This window comes from Candidatus Bathyarchaeia archaeon (genome assembly GCA_038882715.1).
GTDB lineage: Archaea > Thermoproteota > Bathyarchaeia > Bathyarchaeales > DTEX01 > DTEX01.
This window is the reverse complement of sequence record JAVZNR010000017.1, coordinates 1-16,832: the sequence shown is the minus strand read 5'-3', so window position 1 is coordinate 16,832 and position 16,832 is coordinate 1. Positions and strand designations below refer to the sequence as shown.

The 16,832-nt window shown below is 42.5% G+C and carries 21 protein-coding genes; 6 read left to right on the top strand and 15 right to left on the bottom strand.

What is annotated here, in order from left to right; translation table 11 throughout:
* Nucleotides 1-254: 254 nt before the first annotated feature.
* Both QXR61_08325 and QXR61_08320 read right to left on the bottom strand, forming a co-directional pair.
* Entirely contained in the window at nucleotides 255-458 is a 204-nt protein-coding gene (locus QXR61_08325; GenBank protein MEM3757951.1) for a hypothetical protein, read from the bottom strand.
* Nucleotides 459-522: 64 nt separating this feature from the next.
* Nucleotides 523-744 (bottom strand): hypothetical protein, encoded by a 222-nt coding sequence (locus QXR61_08320; GenBank protein MEM3757950.1) that lies wholly within the window; start codon nucleotides 742-744, stop codon nucleotides 523-525.
* 106 nt (nucleotides 745-850) lie between these two features.
* Between QXR61_08320 and QXR61_08315 the strand changes: the two genes are divergently transcribed.
* Together QXR61_08315 and QXR61_08310 are read left to right on the top strand one after the other, a co-directional pair.
* Nucleotides 851-1,171 carry a DUF134 domain-containing protein gene (locus QXR61_08315; protein ID MEM3757949.1) on the top strand — a complete coding sequence of 107 codons (321 nt, stop codon included), beginning with the start codon at nucleotides 851-853 and terminating at the stop codon, nucleotides 1,169-1,171.
* A 264-nt stretch (nucleotides 1,172-1,435) separates the two neighbouring features.
* Nucleotides 1,436-2,845, top strand: coding sequence for an NAD(P)/FAD-dependent oxidoreductase (locus tag QXR61_08310; protein ID MEM3757948.1), 1,410 nt, complete (start codon nucleotides 1,436-1,438; stop codon nucleotides 2,843-2,845).
* Here QXR61_08310 and QXR61_08305 read toward each other — a convergent pair.
* The 5 genes from QXR61_08305 to QXR61_08285 all read right to left on the bottom strand — a co-directional run bounded on the left by QXR61_08305 (nucleotide 2,842) and on the right by QXR61_08285 (nucleotide 7,918).
* Nucleotides 2,842-4,119, bottom strand: coding sequence for an ArgE/DapE family deacylase (locus QXR61_08305; GenBank protein ID MEM3757947.1), 1,278 nt, complete (start codon nucleotides 4,117-4,119; stop codon nucleotides 2,842-2,844). The genes QXR61_08310 and QXR61_08305 overlap by 4 nt on opposite strands.
* A 14-nt stretch (nucleotides 4,120-4,133) precedes the next feature.
* Nucleotides 4,134-5,297, bottom strand: a complete 1,164-nt coding sequence (locus QXR61_08300; GenBank protein ID MEM3757946.1) for a DUF1297 domain-containing protein — start codon at nucleotides 5,295-5,297, stop codon at nucleotides 4,134-4,136.
* Between the two features lie 34 nt (nucleotides 5,298-5,331).
* Nucleotides 5,332-6,321: a formate--phosphoribosylaminoimidazolecarboxamide ligase gene (locus QXR61_08295; protein MEM3757945.1), complete on the bottom strand. Its 990-nt coding sequence runs from the start codon at nucleotides 6,319-6,321 to the stop codon at nucleotides 5,332-5,334.
* Nucleotides 6,322-6,346: 25 nt separating this feature from the next.
* Entirely contained in the window at nucleotides 6,347-6,829 is a 483-nt protein-coding gene (locus QXR61_08290; protein ID MEM3757944.1) for a hypothetical protein, read from the bottom strand.
* A gap of 120 nt (nucleotides 6,830-6,949) precedes the next feature.
* On the bottom strand, nucleotides 6,950-7,918 hold the full coding sequence (locus tag QXR61_08285) for a sugar kinase (GenBank protein MEM3757943.1): 969 nt from the start codon (nucleotides 7,916-7,918) through the stop codon (nucleotides 6,950-6,952).
* A gap of 72 nt (nucleotides 7,919-7,990) precedes the next feature.
* Here QXR61_08285 and QXR61_08280 point away from each other — a divergent pair, with 72 nt between their 5' ends.
* On the top strand, nucleotides 7,991-9,019 hold the full coding sequence (locus QXR61_08280; protein MEM3757942.1) for an NAD(P)-dependent alcohol dehydrogenase: 1,029 nt from the start codon (nucleotides 7,991-7,993) through the stop codon (nucleotides 9,017-9,019).
* Here QXR61_08280 and QXR61_08275 read toward each other — a convergent pair.
* Nucleotides 9,016-10,191 (bottom strand): enolase C-terminal domain-like protein, encoded by a 1,176-nt coding sequence (locus tag QXR61_08275; GenBank protein ID MEM3757941.1) that lies wholly within the window; start codon nucleotides 10,189-10,191, stop codon nucleotides 9,016-9,018. The genes QXR61_08280 and QXR61_08275 overlap by 4 nt on opposite strands.
* 135 nt (nucleotides 10,192-10,326) lie before the next feature.
* On the opposite strand from QXR61_08275, the gene QXR61_08270 reads away from it, so the two are divergent.
* The 3 genes from QXR61_08270 (at nucleotide 10,327) to QXR61_08260 (ending at nucleotide 13,280) form a co-directional block, all read left to right on the top strand.
* Nucleotides 10,327-11,127 carry an MBL fold metallo-hydrolase gene (locus QXR61_08270; protein ID MEM3757940.1) on the top strand — a complete coding sequence of 267 codons (801 nt, stop codon included), beginning with the start codon at nucleotides 10,327-10,329 and terminating at the stop codon, nucleotides 11,125-11,127.
* Nucleotides 11,128-11,302: 175 nt separating this feature from the next.
* Nucleotides 11,303-12,427, top strand: coding sequence for a DUF362 domain-containing protein (locus QXR61_08265; GenBank protein MEM3757939.1), 1,125 nt, complete (start codon nucleotides 11,303-11,305; stop codon nucleotides 12,425-12,427).
* A complete protein-coding gene (locus tag QXR61_08260) occupies nucleotides 12,420-13,280 on the top strand; it encodes a DUF362 domain-containing protein (GenBank protein MEM3757938.1) in 861 nt (286 codons plus the stop codon). The genes QXR61_08265 and QXR61_08260 overlap by 8 nt, the downstream gene beginning before the upstream one ends.
* Nucleotides 13,281-13,348: 68 nt before the next feature.
* On the opposite strand, the gene QXR61_08255 is transcribed toward QXR61_08260, so the two are convergent.
* The 7 genes from QXR61_08255 to QXR61_08225 form a co-directional block, all read right to left on the bottom strand.
* Nucleotides 13,349-13,903 (bottom strand): hypothetical protein, encoded by a 555-nt coding sequence (locus QXR61_08255; protein MEM3757937.1) that lies wholly within the window; start codon nucleotides 13,901-13,903, stop codon nucleotides 13,349-13,351.
* A gap of 109 nt (nucleotides 13,904-14,012) precedes the next feature.
* Nucleotides 14,013-14,780 (bottom strand): hypothetical protein, encoded by a 768-nt coding sequence (locus QXR61_08250; protein MEM3757936.1) that lies wholly within the window; start codon nucleotides 14,778-14,780, stop codon nucleotides 14,013-14,015.
* 12 nt (nucleotides 14,781-14,792) lie between these two features.
* Nucleotides 14,793-15,251, bottom strand: coding sequence for a hypothetical protein (locus QXR61_08245; GenBank protein MEM3757935.1), 459 nt, complete (start codon nucleotides 15,249-15,251; stop codon nucleotides 14,793-14,795).
* The gene (locus QXR61_08240; GenBank protein ID MEM3757934.1) at nucleotides 15,252-15,563 is read right to left on the bottom strand and encodes a hypothetical protein; all 312 of its coding nucleotides are present in this window, start codon (nucleotides 15,561-15,563) and stop codon (nucleotides 15,252-15,254) included.
* 1 nt (nucleotide 15,564) lies between these two features.
* A complete protein-coding gene (locus QXR61_08235) occupies nucleotides 15,565-15,840 on the bottom strand; it encodes a hypothetical protein (GenBank protein MEM3757933.1) in 276 nt (91 codons plus the stop codon).
* Between the two features lie 35 nt (nucleotides 15,841-15,875).
* On the bottom strand, nucleotides 15,876-16,277 hold the full coding sequence (locus tag QXR61_08230) for a hypothetical protein (protein MEM3757932.1): 402 nt from the start codon (nucleotides 16,275-16,277) through the stop codon (nucleotides 15,876-15,878).
* Between the two features lie 9 nt (nucleotides 16,278-16,286).
* Nucleotides 16,287-16,709, bottom strand: coding sequence for a hypothetical protein (locus QXR61_08225; GenBank protein MEM3757931.1), 423 nt, complete (start codon nucleotides 16,707-16,709; stop codon nucleotides 16,287-16,289).
* Nucleotides 16,710-16,832: the final 123 nt, after the last annotated feature.

Genomic DNA, 16,832 nt, shown 5'->3' with positions numbered 1-16,832 from the left:
CATTATTCTTGTTGGTACAGCTACCTTTTCTTCCCATATCAACCACCACAAACAAATAAGAGGGAGGATAATATTATCTGGGAGGATCTCTACTCCTCCACACCTCCCGTCCGGAGGACCCTTATCTACTCGATGGATCATCGTGGATGGTGCTCAACATCTTAGGCGCATTCGGGGTTTCAGCGTTTCCTGAGGAACCTCTATAAGGTATCCGCAGTTGCCGCATTGGAAGCACTTAGTTGGCAAGCTCATATTTATGTCCCCGGAGACCGCCCCATCCCTCTCTCAAGCATACTTCTTAACTCTTTTATCCGCGCCTCAACATCCTTTATCTCCTGCTCGATGCTAGCCTTTTCATCCTCAAGATACTTCTTATAGTCTTCTAGGGCAGCTATCTCATCCTCTAAAGAGTATGGAGCTGGCGGATACGGATACGCGTAGGGAGGCGGATACCTCAACCAGTGTCAGCACCACCATCTCCTATACGCTCTCGGCCACACCATACTCTTTCACCCTCTTACGCTAATATGGCGGGACCCAATATGGATGCCAGAAGCCCCAGCCATAGAAGGCGTATGGCGGATAAGCCGGCCACCTTAAAACCCATGGATATGCTAGAAGACGCCAGCACCATCCTCGCCCAAAGACCCAGCCGGGCCTCTGCCAAGGCGGAAGATAACTGAATGGCCCTCTACCGGGCCATAGTCCAGTCCAGCCGCCTGCACCCCTCCAACCCCACGCCATCTCTTATTCACCTCGATTAATTTTGTGTTTATGCACGTTTTTCAATTATGTGATATTGCACAAAAACATATAAATATTTTGTTCACACTATATTAGGGCGAGCGCTATGTGGTGTCATAGATTTAGGCATGGTAGAAGGGGCAGATTACCTAAACCAGTAATGCTGGGAGCGCAGCCGCTAATAAGCGGCTTCATTCCTACTCCGCCGAGCGGCCTAGAACCCATACTCTTAGACTCTGCGGAGCTTGAAGCCTTTAAGTTAGTTGATTTTAAAGGGTTATCGCAGGAGGAGGCTGCGAGGAAGATGGGTGTTTCTAGGGGGACTGTTTGGCGGCTTCTTCAGAGGGCTAGGCGAAAGGCAGCTCAAGCGCTTTCTGAAGGGAGAGCGATACATATTATTCCCGTTCATTATGAAAATAAGCAGTAACCTACCGGTGTGATCACTCATATTATTGGGCGCAGTAGGTTAAGAGCTTCCTTGTGAAAGCCCTAAAGGATTACTTTACTCCTTCACAGACTGTTTTCCGGCCAATAGATTACTCCAGCAATCATGAGAAAAAAATTATTAGTTGAAGATCCTTCAACTAATAATTTATCGTTAAAGCAATAATTCTTTTCTCTTATTTTATGTGGATACAAGAAAGCATATATTCAACCTTTTCACTGTAGTTTCCTTTTGGAAGGATAGGCCTTGCAGCAATATGATGTAATAATTGTTGGTGCAGGTCCAGCTGGAATATTTTCTGCCCTAGAGCTTGCGAAGAATACTGGTCTTAAAATCTTGATGCTTGAAAAGGGTCCAGACATCGGTAAGCGTAGATGCCCGGCTACTAGGGGTTTAGGCTGCGTGAAATGTGAGCCTTGCTCCCTCCTTTCTGGCTGGGGTGGAGCTGGAGCCTTCAGTGACGGTAAACTAACGATTTCTACGTCTGTTGGCGGCTGGCTTAGCGAATATGTTGGTGAGGATAGGCTTTCAAAGCTGATAGAGTATGTTGACAGCATATATGTTAAGTATGGTGGAACCCAGAAAGTTTATGGTGAAGATATAGATGAGATTGAGAGAATTGAACGTAAAGCGGCTCTGGCGGGTTTAACGCTTATTAGGCAGAAGATCAGGCATCTTGGAACAGAAAAATGCGCCGAAGTTCTTCAAAGAATACGTCAAGAATTGAATAATAGTGTTGAGGTAAGAACTAGAACTGAGGTTAAAAGTCTACTTGTAAAAAATGGTGAGGCTAAAGGTGTTGAAACCGCTGATGGCGAAAGGATATATGGGAAATACATTATTGTTGCGCCCGGAAGAAGCGGAGCTGAGTGGCTTAAAAGCGAGGCTCAATCTCTTGGGTTAAAAACCCTCAATAATCCAGTTGACGTAGGTGTCAGGGTTGAGATTTTGGCTGTAACGATGGAGGAGTTAACAAACGTGCTATATGAGCCTAAATTCATTTATTATTCAAAAGCATTTGACGACCAAGTTAGAACGTTCTGCGTTAACCCATACGGTGAAGTTATCACGGAGTCATACGGTGGCGTGATAAGCGTTAATGGGCAGAGCTATGCGGAAAGAAAAACCGAGAATACTAATTTCGCTATCCTTGTGAGCACATCCTTCACCTATCCATTCCGTGAACCAATAGCTTACGGTGAATACATTGCTAGGCTGGCAAACCTGTTAAGCGGCGGCGTGATCATACAGCGTTTAGGTGATCTGGAGATTGGCAGGCGATCCACTGAGGAGAGGATAAGCAGAAGCATTGTTAAACCGACGCTTAAAATAGCGACCCCCGGAGACTTAAGCTTTGTTCTACCCTACAGGTATTTAACTGACATAAAAGAGATGCTTATGGCGCTTGATAAAGTCGCGCCTGGAGTATACTCAAAGCATACTCTGCTTTACGGCGTCGAGGTGAAGTTTTATTCGTCAAGGCTTGAGTTAAATGAACACTTGGAGACGAAAATAAAAAATCTGTTCACGATAGGTGATGGCGCTGGGATAACGAGAGGATTAGTTCAGGCTAGCGCAAGTGGCATTATCGTTGCAAACGAGATAATGCGGAGAGAAAGAAGCAGGTTAAAAAGCCAAGCGGAAGAGAAAGATTAAAGTAGTAGCGGTAAAATAGCGTAAACTTTAGCTGCTGAGAGCAGTCCGCTAACAGTGACATATTCGTTTGGAGCATGCGCCAGCTCCTCTATGCCAGCGCCGAAACCTAGGCATGTCATTCCTAAAGCCTTCTTTAATCGTAGGGCATCAGTTGCGCCGAGAAGTATTTTAGGCTTAGGCTTTACGCCGGTCGCGATCTCAACAGCTTTCCTTAAGCTCATAGCGTATTCAGAGTCCCAGCGCTCATAGTATCCGCCCTCAAAGCTGATTACCTCGGCTTTAACTCCCTTTTCACCAAAGGCGGAAACGAGATCGTGGAGACGTTTTATAACGTTTTCTGGATCGACGCCCGGTGATATTCTTATATCGAAGAAAGCCTCGGCGTAATCCGGTATAACATTAATCTTCACTCCACCATTCATCATCGTTAAGCTTACCGTAGGATAATGAAATGCTCTCCTTATAGCGTCCCTTTGCGTTTCGCTCAGTCCCTTGTCTACCAGAAGATATTCTACGCTTGACTCAACAGGATCTTTTAGGTCCGCTGGAAGATTAAGGTTGTAATCACCTATCTTCTTTACATTTTCAATAGCTGGAAGTATCTTTTCTATAGCGTTGTCCCCATAGAAGGGCATGCTCCCATGGGCTGTTTTTCCAGTAGCTTTTAAATGTAAACGTATGTAGCCTTTACACCCGACATCTATGTATGGTTCTCTGCTTGGGTCCCTGCTGAGCGAGTCACCTACGAGGCACATATCTCCATTTATTAAGCCTTTCTCAATCAGCCAACATGTCCCATCAGGCGATCCGACCTCTTCATCACATGTAAACCAGAAGTCAACGGTGGCTTTACTCTCATCTGCCACGTCGTTTAAAACCTTCGCTGCAACCATTGCAGCCGCACAAGACCCTTTCATATCGCTTGAACCCCTGCCGTAAACCCGCTCGCCATTAAATACGCCGCCGAAGGGATCGTAGACCCATTTCTCCCGTAAACCAGCCGGAACAACGTCGAGGTGACCTAGCCAAACAATCTTCTTATCAGGTTTGCCCTGAACCCTAGCGTGCACGTTAACCTTTTCTTTCTCCTTAGCGTTAAAAGAGACCTTTAAGCCAGCATCTTCTAAGTAAGCCTTAACGTATTCTGCGCATTCGAGAGTATTGCTTGGCGGCGAGATTGTTTGAAACTTTATTAAGTTAGACGTAATCGACACAATTTCAGCCTTTAACCTATCAATTCTATCTAAGACGTCACGTATTAGAGATAACGGCATTATCGCGCCCCCTGTCAAGTTACGATTTCACTTAACCTCCCGTTTTCTGCAGCATACCGTATTTCAAGCATTGGCAAATCCATTGAGGCCTCTATCCTATCGACACCATATTTTCTGAGGATCCTCTGATACTTTAGCGTCAATCTGCGCATTTCAGGAGAAGTGGGGCCAACACACGGGCTCCCGGGGACTCTGGGGCTGACATCAAAAATGTAGAAAGCCAACCTCTTCTGCTCTGGATCATCAGCATCGTAGGCTATAGCTCCCTGTAAGGCGAATAGACCGATTATGCCCGGCGGATATTCTTTCTCGCAAACTTTTATGAATTTATCGGCAGCCTCATATACTAGTGGTTTCTGGGATTCTCTCATAGTTAGCCCGTAATGACCTATCTCCTCATTTTTAACTGGAACATCCAGCATGAGCTGATCTCTTGCTGGAAGACTTAGAATCCCATGAAGGTTTGTCTGCTTCCTGTCATCGAAGCCTAGAAAATCAAATTCCCCAAAATAATCCTTTAAAGCCCATTTTTGGAAGTTCGCATTAAACTTTTGCCCGAGAACATATTCTTCTATGCGGGCTCTCCTCAAGCCTTCCTCGTCTATTACTTCCTTCCTTATTAACTCTTCAGCTTTCTTGTAGTAGTCCTCGGGTGATGAAGCGTAAAAGAACGCCCGCTCCAACGGCTTCCTTTTCTGCTGAACTTTAACTATGACAAGCCTATCAATATCTTCAGGCCTATCAAATTTCTTAGGTATCTTTATGCCAGCCTTCTCTAAAAGCCAATATTGATTTCTAGGAGCGGCTCTCTCCTCAGTCCTTAAAAGAAAGCGGTTACCATATATTGGAACCCTAAACTTGTTCTCAATGTTATCGTATCCAACGTAAACTGAGAACGATCTGTTGGGAATAAAAATGGTATTTAATTCTAACATTTTATCCTGAACATCTTCTCTCATTATATCCGAGAACTTATCTAAGAGTATCACGTGATCAAAGAGATGCCTATTATAGTCAGCGTATAATGCTTCCCTACCTTTTTGACAGACAACTAGAGTCTGAAAGCCAAAAACCTTAGCAGATACTCCTACCTCCTCAGCTGAGTGAGACCCTAAAACGCCAATCGTTATTCTCTCAGGACAATATTCCGAGATAATTTTCCGAGCTTCTCTCCCCATTTCTCTCAAGCTTATCACCATAAAAAATGCATTATTACCCTAATATTTCCTTTAACCTGCCCTGCTCTATGGCTTCCCTTATCTCTAAAGCGATCCTTCGCCCGGTGCTCATCGGTTTACCATGCTTAATTAACGCATAAGGCGAGGTTTCCATAAAAACGTTTGTTCCGGCAACAATCCTCGCGGATATCTCAAAAACATAAAACTTTAGATCTGGCGTAACAACGGTCTCCAAACAGAATGGCCCATATATCCCCGGACTACATATTTCCCTCGACGCATCAACAACGCGTTCCCCCATCCTAAAAACCTCTGGTAAAAGGGATTCGCGGAGCATGAGCGGAAAGTTTCCAACAATTGTATATGTCACTTTAAGGTCGCGTTGTAGGCTGGAAGGTATTCTTCCAATGCCGTCCACATTTGACTCATAGCGCCTGTCAAACCCCATGAGCTCAAGTTCATCGCGTATAACCGAATAAAAGTAATGGATATAGACTGGGATGCCGACAACATACTCCTGAATAACGTATTCTTTTATGTTTCCTATTTTACGTTTGAAATCGCGTTCATTCCTAACTAAGAAGTATCCTTGACCGCCCTTAGCGCCCGGAAACTTCACTATGGCGAGCCTGTCAATCTCTGAGGGGTCCTTAAAAACTTTCGGTAGGTTTAATCCTGCTTTTTCAAGCCATATTCTTTGCTTCTCTCTGTCGCTTTCCCAAAAGAGTATTTTTCTATTCCCATAGTAGGGAACCTTCATTCCCTCGATAGTTTTTAGATCCACGTATGCTATTAGTGATGCATGCGGGATTAGAATGGCATTCTTCTCAAGAAGAATGTTTTCAACGGTGTGGAAATCGCTGTAAGACGGTATCTTAATTATCTCGTCCGCAACCCCGAATTTCCTGTAAACGAAGGCGTGATCGCTTATACACACAGCAATTGTTCTAAAACCTTCGTCTTTTGCGCCCTTTAATATTTGAAGCGCAGAGTGGCTTCCGAGCGTCGCTATTGCATAGTTCATGTTTAATGCGCCTCCTAAAAAGCTCCTAAATTATTTTTGGAACCCAATACATTATGACGAAATTCACTGCGATTGCCGCTAAAGTTACAAAGACCCAGAATCCAAGATTCCTCAATTTAGTTCTAGCAACATCAAATCTTTCCGGAATTAGGTAAAGGTTGCTGCTAATTGAAAGAATACTTGATAGGGCTAAAGAGGCTAGAAAGTAACTATTTATACTGGGATCAAAGGCAAGTCTAGATCCAGCTATGACAACAGCAACCCCAGCCATGAATGAGCCTACTAATGCGAAAAAAATTCCTTCTACGCCTTCCTTAGCGAGCGTTAATGCGATGTTTACAAAGACGATTATCGCTATACAAATGGCAGCCGATATGATTCCATTTTCTTCAGGAAGCCCCCTACTTGTAGAACTCACTAGGATCGTGGTCAATAAGAGCAAAAGTGAGGCGACCCCTTGCATCACAAACGCTCTTTCACCCTTCAGTTTTTCAAGCCATTTTTCCATCTTCTCTTCACTTTCCTTCTCTCATTACGGAGAAGGAATTTAAATGTTTTTCTTGGAAAAGCAATGTTACAAATTGGGCTGAACCTATTTACCGCTCGGCTTCAGAAAAGGATCTAGATTTTATTCTTTAAATATTCTCAGGATTCCAATGTTCTCTCTTCTTATGAAATCCATAACCTCAGCATGAGTGGGGCAACCTTCCATCGGTCCAAACTTAGTCACAGCCAATGCGCCAGCCGCATTAGCGTAATATCCGGCTTTTTCAGCGCTCCAACCCCTAAGCAACCCTACCACAAAGGCAGCATCATAAACATCCCCGGCCCCCGTTGGATCGACTTCTTCCACCGTAAATGCGGGTATATGCTTTTTCCAGCCCTTCTCATATATTGCTGACCCTAATCTCCCCATTTTTAAAGCAATGATGTTTACACCTTTATCCAGCAATTTACTGCAGGCTGAATCCACATCATGGCTATTGGTGAGCGCTTTCACTTCTTCAGCGTTTGGTAGGACCATGTCGGCCCTTTCAATAATTGGCTTACATATTTCTCTCACCTTTTGTATAGGCATAAGCTCCAGCCTAATGTTAGGATCAAAGGATACCGTTGCTCCTATACCATGAGCTATTTCCACAGCTCTATAGCATGCCTCGCGAACTCTATTTGCGATTAGAAGCGCTGAACCCATAATATGTAGATGTTTAAACCTAGCTATGTAATCAGCATCAACATCCTTTACAGAGATCCTAGAAGAAGCTGATTGCTTAAGATGAAATATGAATTTTCTAGAGCCATCCGAAGAGTACGATATGAACGCTATGCCGGTAAGATAATTTCTTAAAATCTTAACGTGACTAACATTGACACCATCGCTCTTAAGTCTATTAAGCACGAGCATACCAAATTCATCGTCTCCAACAGCCCCAATTATCGATGATGGAAACCCTAATCTAGCGACGGCATCAGCGAATATCGCTGGAGCACCACTAGGATAAGGACCTACAAACTCTGCTGAAACACTGAACGGTACATCTCTCGTTTTCCGCATAATTTCAACAAGTATCTCGCCTATGGTTAGGACGCTCATCATGACCTATTAAAGTGCAAGAATTTAAAAAGTTTAATTAAATGAAAAGGAAATCTTCTTCGGGGGATTAAAGCCATGAAGGCTGCGGTCTTATATAAACCGTTCGATATGAGAATCGAAGATGTTGAGACCCCGAAGATTAATGCCAGGGAAGTTCTAGTTAAAATGAGGCGTGTCGGGATATGCGGATCAGATGTGCATTTTTATTGCCATGGGAGAATAGGCACATTTATTGTGGATCATCCGCTGATATTGGGGCATGAGTGTTCGGGCGAGGTTGTAAAAGTCGGTGAGGAGGTTAAAGGTATAAAGGTTGGCGAGAGAGTTGTGATAGAGCCGGGTTTTACATGCGGCGTATGCGAGTATTGTAGGTCTGGACGCTATAATTTATGTCCAAACGTCCGTTTTTACGGCGCTCCACCATATAACGGCGCGTTCGCCGAATACGTTTCGGCTCCAGCTGAAAATGTTTACCCAATACCTGAAAACATGACTTATGAGGAAGGGGCAATGATAGAGCCTTTAGCCGTAGGGCTTATGGCAGCTAAAAGAGGCGGCGTTTCCGTTCACGATAGCGTTGCCATATTTGGCGCTGGGCCAATAGGGTTGCTATCTTTGCAGGCGGCTAAATCTCATGGGGTGATTGAAACATTCGTCATAGATATCGTAGAATACAGGCTTAAATACGCTTCAGGGATGGGCGCCAAGTTCACTATAAACGCCTCAAGGGAGAACGCTATAGAGCGAGTCATGGAGCTCACAGACAATAAAGGGGTCGACGTAGTTATCGAAGCCTCAGGCTCGCCGAAAGCCTTCCAGCAGGCATTAGATGTCGTTAAACCTGGAGGGCGTATAGTGCTTGTTGGCTACCCATTAATTGAAGTTCCGATAATTGTCGACAAGATCTTAATGAAGGAGCTAGACATTAGAGGCGTGCATAGATATGCGAATGTTTTTCCAACAGCCATCAAGCTGGTCTCGTCTAGGAAAGTCGACGTAAAATCTCTAGTCACGCATGTTTTTCCTCTTGAAAAGATAGTGGAGGGCTTTAAGGTGCACATGGATAAAATTGGGAACCCGATTAAGGTTCAGATTGAGGTTTAAGCGGGAACCTCTCCTGGAACCAATTTCTCCATGTCTGGCTCAAACCCAAGCCCTATTTTCCTTGGCGCGTGAAAGCACCCTTTTACCGGTTTTAGCTTATCTTTATTGAAAGCTTGTTGAATGAATGCATGTTTCACCAGATATTCGATCATTGGACAGACATGCTGTGGATGCGAGAATATGATGGCTTGAGAAGGCTCGGTCCAGCCTGCGTGCGGGATGACTGGAATGCCTTCCGAAGATGCTAGTGCGCAAATTTTTCTCATCTCAGTTATACCTCCCGCCCACAGCACATCCATTTGCAATACATCTACTGCTCCACGCTTTAAAAGTTCCTTCGCGCCCCATCTAGTGTATTCATGTTCGCCGCCAGCTATTGGTATCTCTGTCTTCTTACGGAGCCTAACGTAGCTATCGATGTCGTCGGGCATAAAAGGCTCCTCAATCCATCTTGGCTCATATCTTTCAAGCTTTTTAGCCATTTTAACCGCGTAATCAAATGACCAGCTCATCCAGCAATCAAGCATCAAATCTATATCGTATCCGACAGTATCACGGATCGTCTTTACAAGCTCAATATTTTTCTGCATTCCATATATGCCGCTCTCAGGCCCGTACCGGAAGAACCATTTCATGGCTTTAAAACCTTCTTCAACCATCTTTAGGCTCCTCTCAGACACTTTTTCAGGCTCTAAAGAGAACCCGAGCATACTAGCATAAGCTGGAACCCTCTCTTGAACAGGCCCTCCAAGCAATCTGACCACGGGTTCTCCTTTGGCTTTTCCAATAAGGTCCCAGAGCGCTGAGTCAACCGCGCTTATTGCCATCATGCACTCACCCTTCCGCCCATGAACCTGATACCTATACATGATATCCCATAACCTCTCTACGGCGAACGGGTCCTCTCCAATAATCAGGCGCTTAAGATCTCGAAGAACTATTGAAGCTACACTGTAAGAAATTGGGCCAAATAAGCCTCTCACGCCTTCGTCCGATGAAATCTCTAGAAATATTTGCTCAAAGATCTGGCGACCCCCGAGAAATTCAGCCCCCTCAGCCCTAAACCTTTCATAAAGGTCTACGGGTCTGATAAGGCGCTCCTCCCAGAAACCTTCGGGAATAATTCCCTTTTCCTCACGTAATTTAAAGCAGCGCACATCCATAATCCTCATTTGACCACCAAAACTAGCACTGTCTTATGAACGAATATAAGAAACTTTTCAAAAGTTTTTGATCTTTTATAGTCTCTAAAGCCAAAAAAGTTATAAAGGTGTATATTAGACTCAATATGCCGGGTGGAGAAAAATATGCCCAGCCTATTTGAGGAGATAGAGAGGTTAAAAGTAGGCTGCCGGAAACTCGCCATTTTTTGGCTGGGTCAAAACTCCTTTATCATGAAAACTTCTAGGGGAACAATATTTGCCGTTGATTTATATCTTTCTAGGAGCGAAAAGTTCAAGTATGTTTATCCGGAGCCTCCCATGAGACCTGAAGAGTTTAGAGGAAAGTATGTGTTTTGTACGCATGACCATTTGGATCACACTGACCCTATATCTCTGCCAATCATAGCTAAGTGTTCGCCGGACACGATATTCTTTGGCCCGCGTGAGTCGTGCGAACATTTAGTGAAGCTGGGCGTAGAAGAGAACCGCGTAAAGGTTTTGGAGGCCGGTTCCTCCTATAAAATAGGGGATTTGAGGGTTACCCCCTACTATTCTGTTCCGCCATGGGAGACGGAGTGCGGTGATTTGAGAATAACTCACTTTGGTTACGTTTTTGAGGTGGAAGGCATAAAGGCTTATAACATGGGCGATTCATCTAAAAGCATTTTAAAGGATCCTGAAAAATTCTTGGAGCCTGTGATAAAAGAGAGGGTTGACGTCGCCATGCTTCCCATTATAGGAGATATACCTGAGCGAAAACCTGAGGATGCTTTTCTCCTTGCTAAGGTGATTAAGCCTAAAATTGTTATACCATGCCACTATGATTGCTTCCAAGATAGGACGATTAATCCAAAAGTTTTCGTTCAACTCTTCAGGGAAGAACTGGACATAAAGCCAGTTGTCATACCCTATAGAGGGCTATACATATATGAAAAAACGAATTAAACAAACTTTAATCTTAAAACCCTACTCAGGAAGCTTTCAGGCACCTTTAGCCAAAGTTTTTTCTCCCCACTGATGATACGTTAAGCAGCAAGCATTCCTTTAATCCAAAAACTTATATCTCATGGTCAGAATGTAAAAAGGTATGGTTTCAAAAGTTTATTTTGTGGATTTTAGGATGAAGAAAGGAGCTGATAGGAAGAGTGTTTTGGAGAAAATAGATGTTCTTTTCGAGGAATCTGGCTTAGGCAAAATTTTCGAGTGTAACGATATAGTTGCTATAAAAGTCCATTTCGGGACTCTGGGTTCAACGAGATATCTGCGCCCCGTCTACATTAGGAGAATCGTCGAAAACGTCAAGAAGAGGGGCGGTGACCCATTTGTTACAGAGACGTGTGGTTTAGGTCATAAAGAGAGATCCTTTGCCCACCAGGTGATTAAGGTTGCTGCTCATAATGGCTTCACGCATGAGACCGTTGGGGCGCCAATAATATGCGCTGACGGAATTATGGGAGTAGATTGCGTGGAGGTTCCCATCGACGGCTTAAAGTTAAAAAAGGCGCATATAGCTTCAGCCTTGGCTTACTCACACGCGATAATATCTGTTGCTCACGCAAAGCTGCATCCCGGAACAGGTGTAGCTGGCGCCATAAAGAATCTCGGCATCGGAGCCGCTACAAAATTGGGGAAAGCTGAAGCCCACATGATTGAAAGGTTCCCCCAATATTCTGCGGAAAAATGCTCTGGGTGCGGGAAATGCTTAAAATGGTGTCCGACAAAAGCCATAACTCTGGTTAATCGAAAAGCATTGTTCGATTGGACTAAATGTATTTCATGTTTAAGCTGCGTAGATATTTGCAGAGAGTACAACAGGGAGCCAGCGCTATCTCTGCCAAGAGAAAGGTTTCTTATGGGCGAGGGCTTCTTGGAGGGAATAATCGACAACTTTTCAGCGCTTGTTAAGGTTGTTGGAAAAGAGCATATTGGTTACATTAACTTCATAACCGAGGTTACGCCACACTGTGATTGCCCACCCTACAGCGACACGCCCATAGTTTCCGATATAGGTATACTAGCAGCTCAGGATCCCGTAGCTATAGATAAATGCTCAGCCGATTTAATCAACGCTTCACAGGGAATACGAGACAGCGTCTTAGGAGACGCAAACAAAGAGGAGGTTTTGATGCCTGGATTCGATAAGATTAAGTATGTTACGGGTAGGGATTGGCTAAGGCTTCTTAGGTTAGGAGAAAAGGTTGGTTTAGGGAGCCTAGAATACGAGCTGGTGAAAATAGATGTATAAAATGAAAAGCGTTGTTGTTATTTTTAAAGGATCAGATCCTGTAGAGGTTACTTTCAAAGCTCTTGAAGCGATAAGAGAAAAATTGGATTTCCTGCCCGATAAAAAGCAGATTCTAATAAAGCCTAATTACATCACTGCTCACCACCCATTGACTGGGGTCACTACTGACGGCAGAGTTATTGAGGGGATCATAAGATTTCTTAAGGAGCACGGCAGAAATGACATAGTCGTTGGCGAGGGAAGCGGTTTAACCGACACATTCGAGGCCTTCAAGATCGCTGAACTAGAAAAATTAGGTGAGAGATGGAATGTAAAATTAATGGATTTAAACAAAGATGTTTTCGTTGAGGCTTATCCGCCTAACCCCTTGGCGCTCAAGAAAGTTAAGGTTGCAAAGACGGCTCTGGAAAGCATCATAATAAGTGTTCCGAAGCTGAAGGTTCATAGGCTGACCACTGTTACTCTAGGGCTGAAAAATATGATGGGCGCCTTAGCCTCTAAGGGCAGCATGCATAATGGCAGGTTAAACGAAAATATTGTGGATCTAGCCTCAATATTAAAGCCGAGCCTAACGGTCATCGATGGAATAGTGGCTGGGGAGGGACACGAAGTAAGCGGAAACCCTGTGGAAATGAACCTGGTTATAGCTGGAACAGACCCGGTTGCCGTTGACGCTGTAGGCGCCGCAGTTATGGGTATTTCGCCAACAGAAGTTAAGCATCTAGTTTTAGCAGAAAAGAAGGGGCTTGGAACATGCCATCTGGAGAACATAGAGGTTATTGGAGAACCCATAGATAAGGTTAAGCGTAAGTTCCGCAGATCCCTAGTATCAAGTTTTCTGTCTCATATTTAGGGTAAACAGGGAAACAGAAATGCGGCTTTGATAGACCTTAGGCGGAACAATTAGTGTTCAGCATCGCATTAATAGTAAACGATCATCTCCACTGGCCTGACAATGCCGTCAAGCCGTATTAAACTGTTTTCCGAATCATAGTTGGGCCACTCTTTCCCATCCACCTTCACACCCCTTATTCTGAGGCTGCTTGGATGCCTAACATATACTTCTATGTGTTTAGGCGGGTTTCTTGCCGGCGGCTTTAAGCACACCTTAATGAAGCCTTCAGCGACTCGTGATTCAACAGTAAAAGATAACATTCCGAAATGCGTGCTTACGTTTTCCACACGTATATGTTTGCCGTTCTCAAGCCATTTAGATGGAGCCGCTGGCATTATGGCTAACGTATCGTTCTTCTCATGGATCAGCATAAGTCTCAGGCAATAGCATGCTATAGATTCATCCGAGGTTTTAAAGTGGTCTCCAGCCCAGTCCGCCATTGTTGGCAGCGGATGCTCCGTTAGCATACATACATCCGGGTAGAATGCTACTGCGAAGGAGTTAAAGACGGCTCGTAGGAAATGTTTATTCTTCCCTCGCAAAAGGTACGGTATCTGGAAGCCGTAGAGATTCGGCTGCATGGAGAAGCCTCCTCTACTAAACCAATACCTATCGAAATCTGGAAACTAAGAAATTTGCAAAAATAATTTTTAACATTTTTTTCGTTTATTTTTGAACAACGGCTCTTTGTTAAGTTGTTAAAAAGGGTTCTGGCTCTTCCCCTATAATCCTACTTTGCAAAATAGCCTTAACTTCATTTAAAATTATACGTTTGACTTGTTGAGCAAATAAACCATGAGCTTTAGCTACTTTGTGTATGCTTCCGCTTTCTAGCCATTCATAAAGTATCTTTCTTTCAAAAGTCTTAGGCTCTAAATCGTTAAGGCTAGGTTCAGCAGTAAATAATGCTATATCGTAAGTATCAAAGTTAAGGCTTGTTTTTGGTATATTGTAAAAGTGAATTGGATCGGGGAAAACATTAGAGACTAAAATAGCCTCTGTTTTGCTAAGCTTCCTAAATGTAGCTAGCCATATATCAGTATCCGCAAAAGTGCTTTCTATGTCTTTTGATCTCTGAGAGATAAAAATGAGTTTCCCCCTAAACTTACGTATTAAAAAGCCTAGATAACGTATTTGCTTATTTAGTTTACCTAAAGGATTTCTTCTATCTACATTTATCCCAGCTTCATCAAGAATAAAGAGCTTAGGCTCATGCTTAGGATAAAGCCACTCCTTGAGGCTTACTAAATTCGTTATATAAGTGTAATCGTAACCCTTAGCATCTAAAACCTTAATGTTTGAACCGAATTTTTTGATGATCCCATTTTTTAGGAGTATCTCAGCAATTAATAAGCTAAAATCAGTTTTTCCCGTTCCATGTCTTCCCGTAACAAAAACAATAGGAGCTTGATCCTTAAAAAGATCACAAATAATTTTTTCTGCTTCCTCAAAAGCCATTTTGATCCCCCTCTAGCCATAAAATCTTCTCCTCAACTTGAGTTTTCGTTTAAGTTTTCCCAATCCCCTTCTAGCCTTACCCTTCTTACCTTTCCCTCTCTTCTTTCTTAAGCCAAAGCTAAAAGCATCAATATTTTCGATATCGTATTTATTGGGATACTTAAACCATTTTTCTATAATGGGGATATCCCTAGCTCTTTCCTTAGCTACTTTCTTAGCCCTTCTCTTCTCATCCAATCTTTGCGCTCTTTCGCTTCTTTGCTTATGAGTGTAATAAGCTCCTCTAATCATTTCCCCTAAATCATCATGTTTAGCCTTAACCCATCTTTTTACTTTCCGCATGTTCTCAGTAAAAGAGAGTTTTGGATCAAGCTCATGCTTTAAATCAAAAGCATGAGGATCTAAACCATGCTTACGGATATAACTTTCAGCTTTCTTAACTTGAAGGGAAAAAGGCATAACTTTAGGCATTTATTCCTCTCCCCCTTCATCCCTTCTAAAACTAATTCTTCTAATAGTCGAGCCTACTTTAATGCACAAATTTGTAAACGTATCAGCGTGCATAATATAAAGAGCCTCTCCTTGAGCTAGCAAAATTTTCCTTACCTTTTCCAAAATCTTTCTTTGCTTAGAGTTTTCGGGTAAATCCTCGATTAACATATCAATAGCTACAATTTTATCAGCATTAAGGTTTAGAGCATAGTCTCTTAAAATAGGCTTTTGGCTAGCTAATCTTTGACCTAAATACTCTATACGTGTAAGCTCTTCTTCCCTTCTTGACATATTATAACCTCATTTTCTGATAGGCTCTTTTGAAAATGTTAGATACTATTTTCATTTCTCTCCTTTCTTTCAAACTGAGCCTTTTATTTTGAGACATAACTTTAGCTCTATTTGATGCGCATATTGTAGCTCTTTTAATTCTTACTTTTGCATCTCTCCTTTTAGCTCTCCTAAAAAGATTGAGCAATTTATTAGCTGATTTTCTAGCATTACTTGGCGCATCAATTTTAACTATTTTAGCTAATTTTTTACTTTTTGCTGGTCTGAATAAGCTCATATTTCATCATAAAGTATTAGAAAAAATGGTAATATTTAAGGAATCGCATAAGCTTCTTGTTCTTCTTTCGGTTTTCTAAAGAAGAATTGCCTAAATCTATCAATAAAGCCTATTCGTGATCCGCTAGCTATATTAACTATTTCTTTCCTCCCTAGCCTATTAACCGATACTCTGAGTAAAAGATTAAACATTAGATACTCATTTAGCCAATCAAGATCATAACGATATGCTATAACTTTCAAAGTTGATAGCTTAGGAATTTCCCAAAATGAGACATCGCTAAACATCATAATTTTTTCTTCATTAGCTAGATGCTCTACGGCTTTAGCTATAGCCTCTTCCCTTGACTTACCTAAGAAAAGCTCAAGATACTTATTGACCTCATCTAAATCTAATTCTTCTTTCTCGTTTTCCATTTCCTCTTTTTCATCATTCATCACGATCCCTCATGGTAAGTAAAAACCAAACATAGAGGCTATAGCTCTCATAACTGAATATAATCCTATACCACATCCCATACTTAGCAAAATAAGAGCCAAGTCTTTCTTTCTAGTTTGCATAGCTTCCCAAAAGCTCCTTTCCGTTAAATAGTCCAATTGATTTAAGAGCTTAGCATCTAATTCTTCCCTTAGCTCTGGTTTAACACTTGATCCAAAAATTTCATTCTCTGATACGCTTGTTCTTTTGTTCACATCAATAAAGACGTAAATTTTTGATTTTTTATAAAAGAAGTGTGATGGATCAACATAATAGTTATGGTTTTTTCCATGCTCTCTAGTTTTTGCTAGGTTAGTAGCATCATCCCATCTAGCCTTTCTTATTTCCAAAGTCTTACCTTTCAACATTATTAGGTTAATTGTTCTCTTCATGCATTATCACCAGAAAAAGGAAAAAAGGAGAGTTATGGCGATATGGTGATTTTTCCACTTGAGCAATTGGCTATAGTATTTTGATTAACCCAAACTAGGCTTATTGAGACTTGTTTAACTTGA

Excerpts from the sequence above, each read along its gene's own strand:
- QXR61_08320 (MEM3757950.1), bottom strand. The coding sequence starts at position 744 with ATGGCGTGGGGTTGGAGGGGTGCAGGCGGCTGGACTGGACTATGGCCC.
- QXR61_08315 (MEM3757949.1), top strand. The coding sequence starts at position 851 with ATGTGGTGTCATAGATTTAGGCATGGTAGAAGGGGCAGATTACCTAAA.
- QXR61_08305 (MEM3757947.1), bottom strand. The coding sequence starts at position 4,119 with ATGCCGTTATCTCTAATACGTGACGTCTTAGATAGAATTGATAGGTTA.
- QXR61_08300 (MEM3757946.1), bottom strand. The coding sequence starts at position 5,297 with ATGGGGAGAGAAGCTCGGAAAATTATCTCGGAATATTGTCCTGAGAGA.
- QXR61_08295 (MEM3757945.1), bottom strand. The coding sequence starts at position 6,321 with ATGAACTATGCAATAGCGACGCTCGGAAGCCACTCTGCGCTTCAAATA.
- QXR61_08290 (MEM3757944.1), bottom strand. The coding sequence starts at position 6,829 with ATGGAAAAATGGCTTGAAAAACTGAAGGGTGAAAGAGCGTTTGTGATG.
- QXR61_08285 (MEM3757943.1), bottom strand. The coding sequence starts at position 7,918 with ATGATGAGCGTCCTAACCATAGGCGAGATACTTGTTGAAATTATGCGG.
- QXR61_08280 (MEM3757942.1), top strand. The coding sequence starts at position 7,991 with ATGAAGGCTGCGGTCTTATATAAACCGTTCGATATGAGAATCGAAGAT.
- QXR61_08275 (MEM3757941.1), bottom strand. The coding sequence starts at position 10,191 with ATGAGGATTATGGATGTGCGCTGCTTTAAATTACGTGAGGAAAAGGGA.
- QXR61_08270 (MEM3757940.1), top strand. The coding sequence starts at position 10,327 with ATGCCCAGCCTATTTGAGGAGATAGAGAGGTTAAAAGTAGGCTGCCGG.
- QXR61_08265 (MEM3757939.1), top strand. The coding sequence starts at position 11,303 with ATGAAGAAAGGAGCTGATAGGAAGAGTGTTTTGGAGAAAATAGATGTT.
- QXR61_08260 (MEM3757938.1), top strand. The coding sequence starts at position 12,420 with ATGTATAAAATGAAAAGCGTTGTTGTTATTTTTAAAGGATCAGATCCT.
- QXR61_08255 (MEM3757937.1), bottom strand. The coding sequence starts at position 13,903 with ATGCAGCCGAATCTCTACGGCTTCCAGATACCGTACCTTTTGCGAGGG.
- QXR61_08250 (MEM3757936.1), bottom strand. The coding sequence starts at position 14,780 with ATGGCTTTTGAGGAAGCAGAAAAAATTATTTGTGATCTTTTTAAGGAT.
- QXR61_08245 (MEM3757935.1), bottom strand. The coding sequence starts at position 15,251 with ATGCCTAAAGTTATGCCTTTTTCCCTTCAAGTTAAGAAAGCTGAAAGT.
- QXR61_08240 (MEM3757934.1), bottom strand. The coding sequence starts at position 15,563 with ATGTCAAGAAGGGAAGAAGAGCTTACACGTATAGAGTATTTAGGTCAA.
- QXR61_08235 (MEM3757933.1), bottom strand. The coding sequence starts at position 15,840 with ATGAGCTTATTCAGACCAGCAAAAAGTAAAAAATTAGCTAAAATAGTT.
- QXR61_08230 (MEM3757932.1), bottom strand. The coding sequence starts at position 16,277 with ATGAATGATGAAAAAGAGGAAATGGAAAACGAGAAAGAAGAATTAGAT.
- QXR61_08225 (MEM3757931.1), bottom strand. The coding sequence starts at position 16,709 with ATGAAGAGAACAATTAACCTAATAATGTTGAAAGGTAAGACTTTGGAA.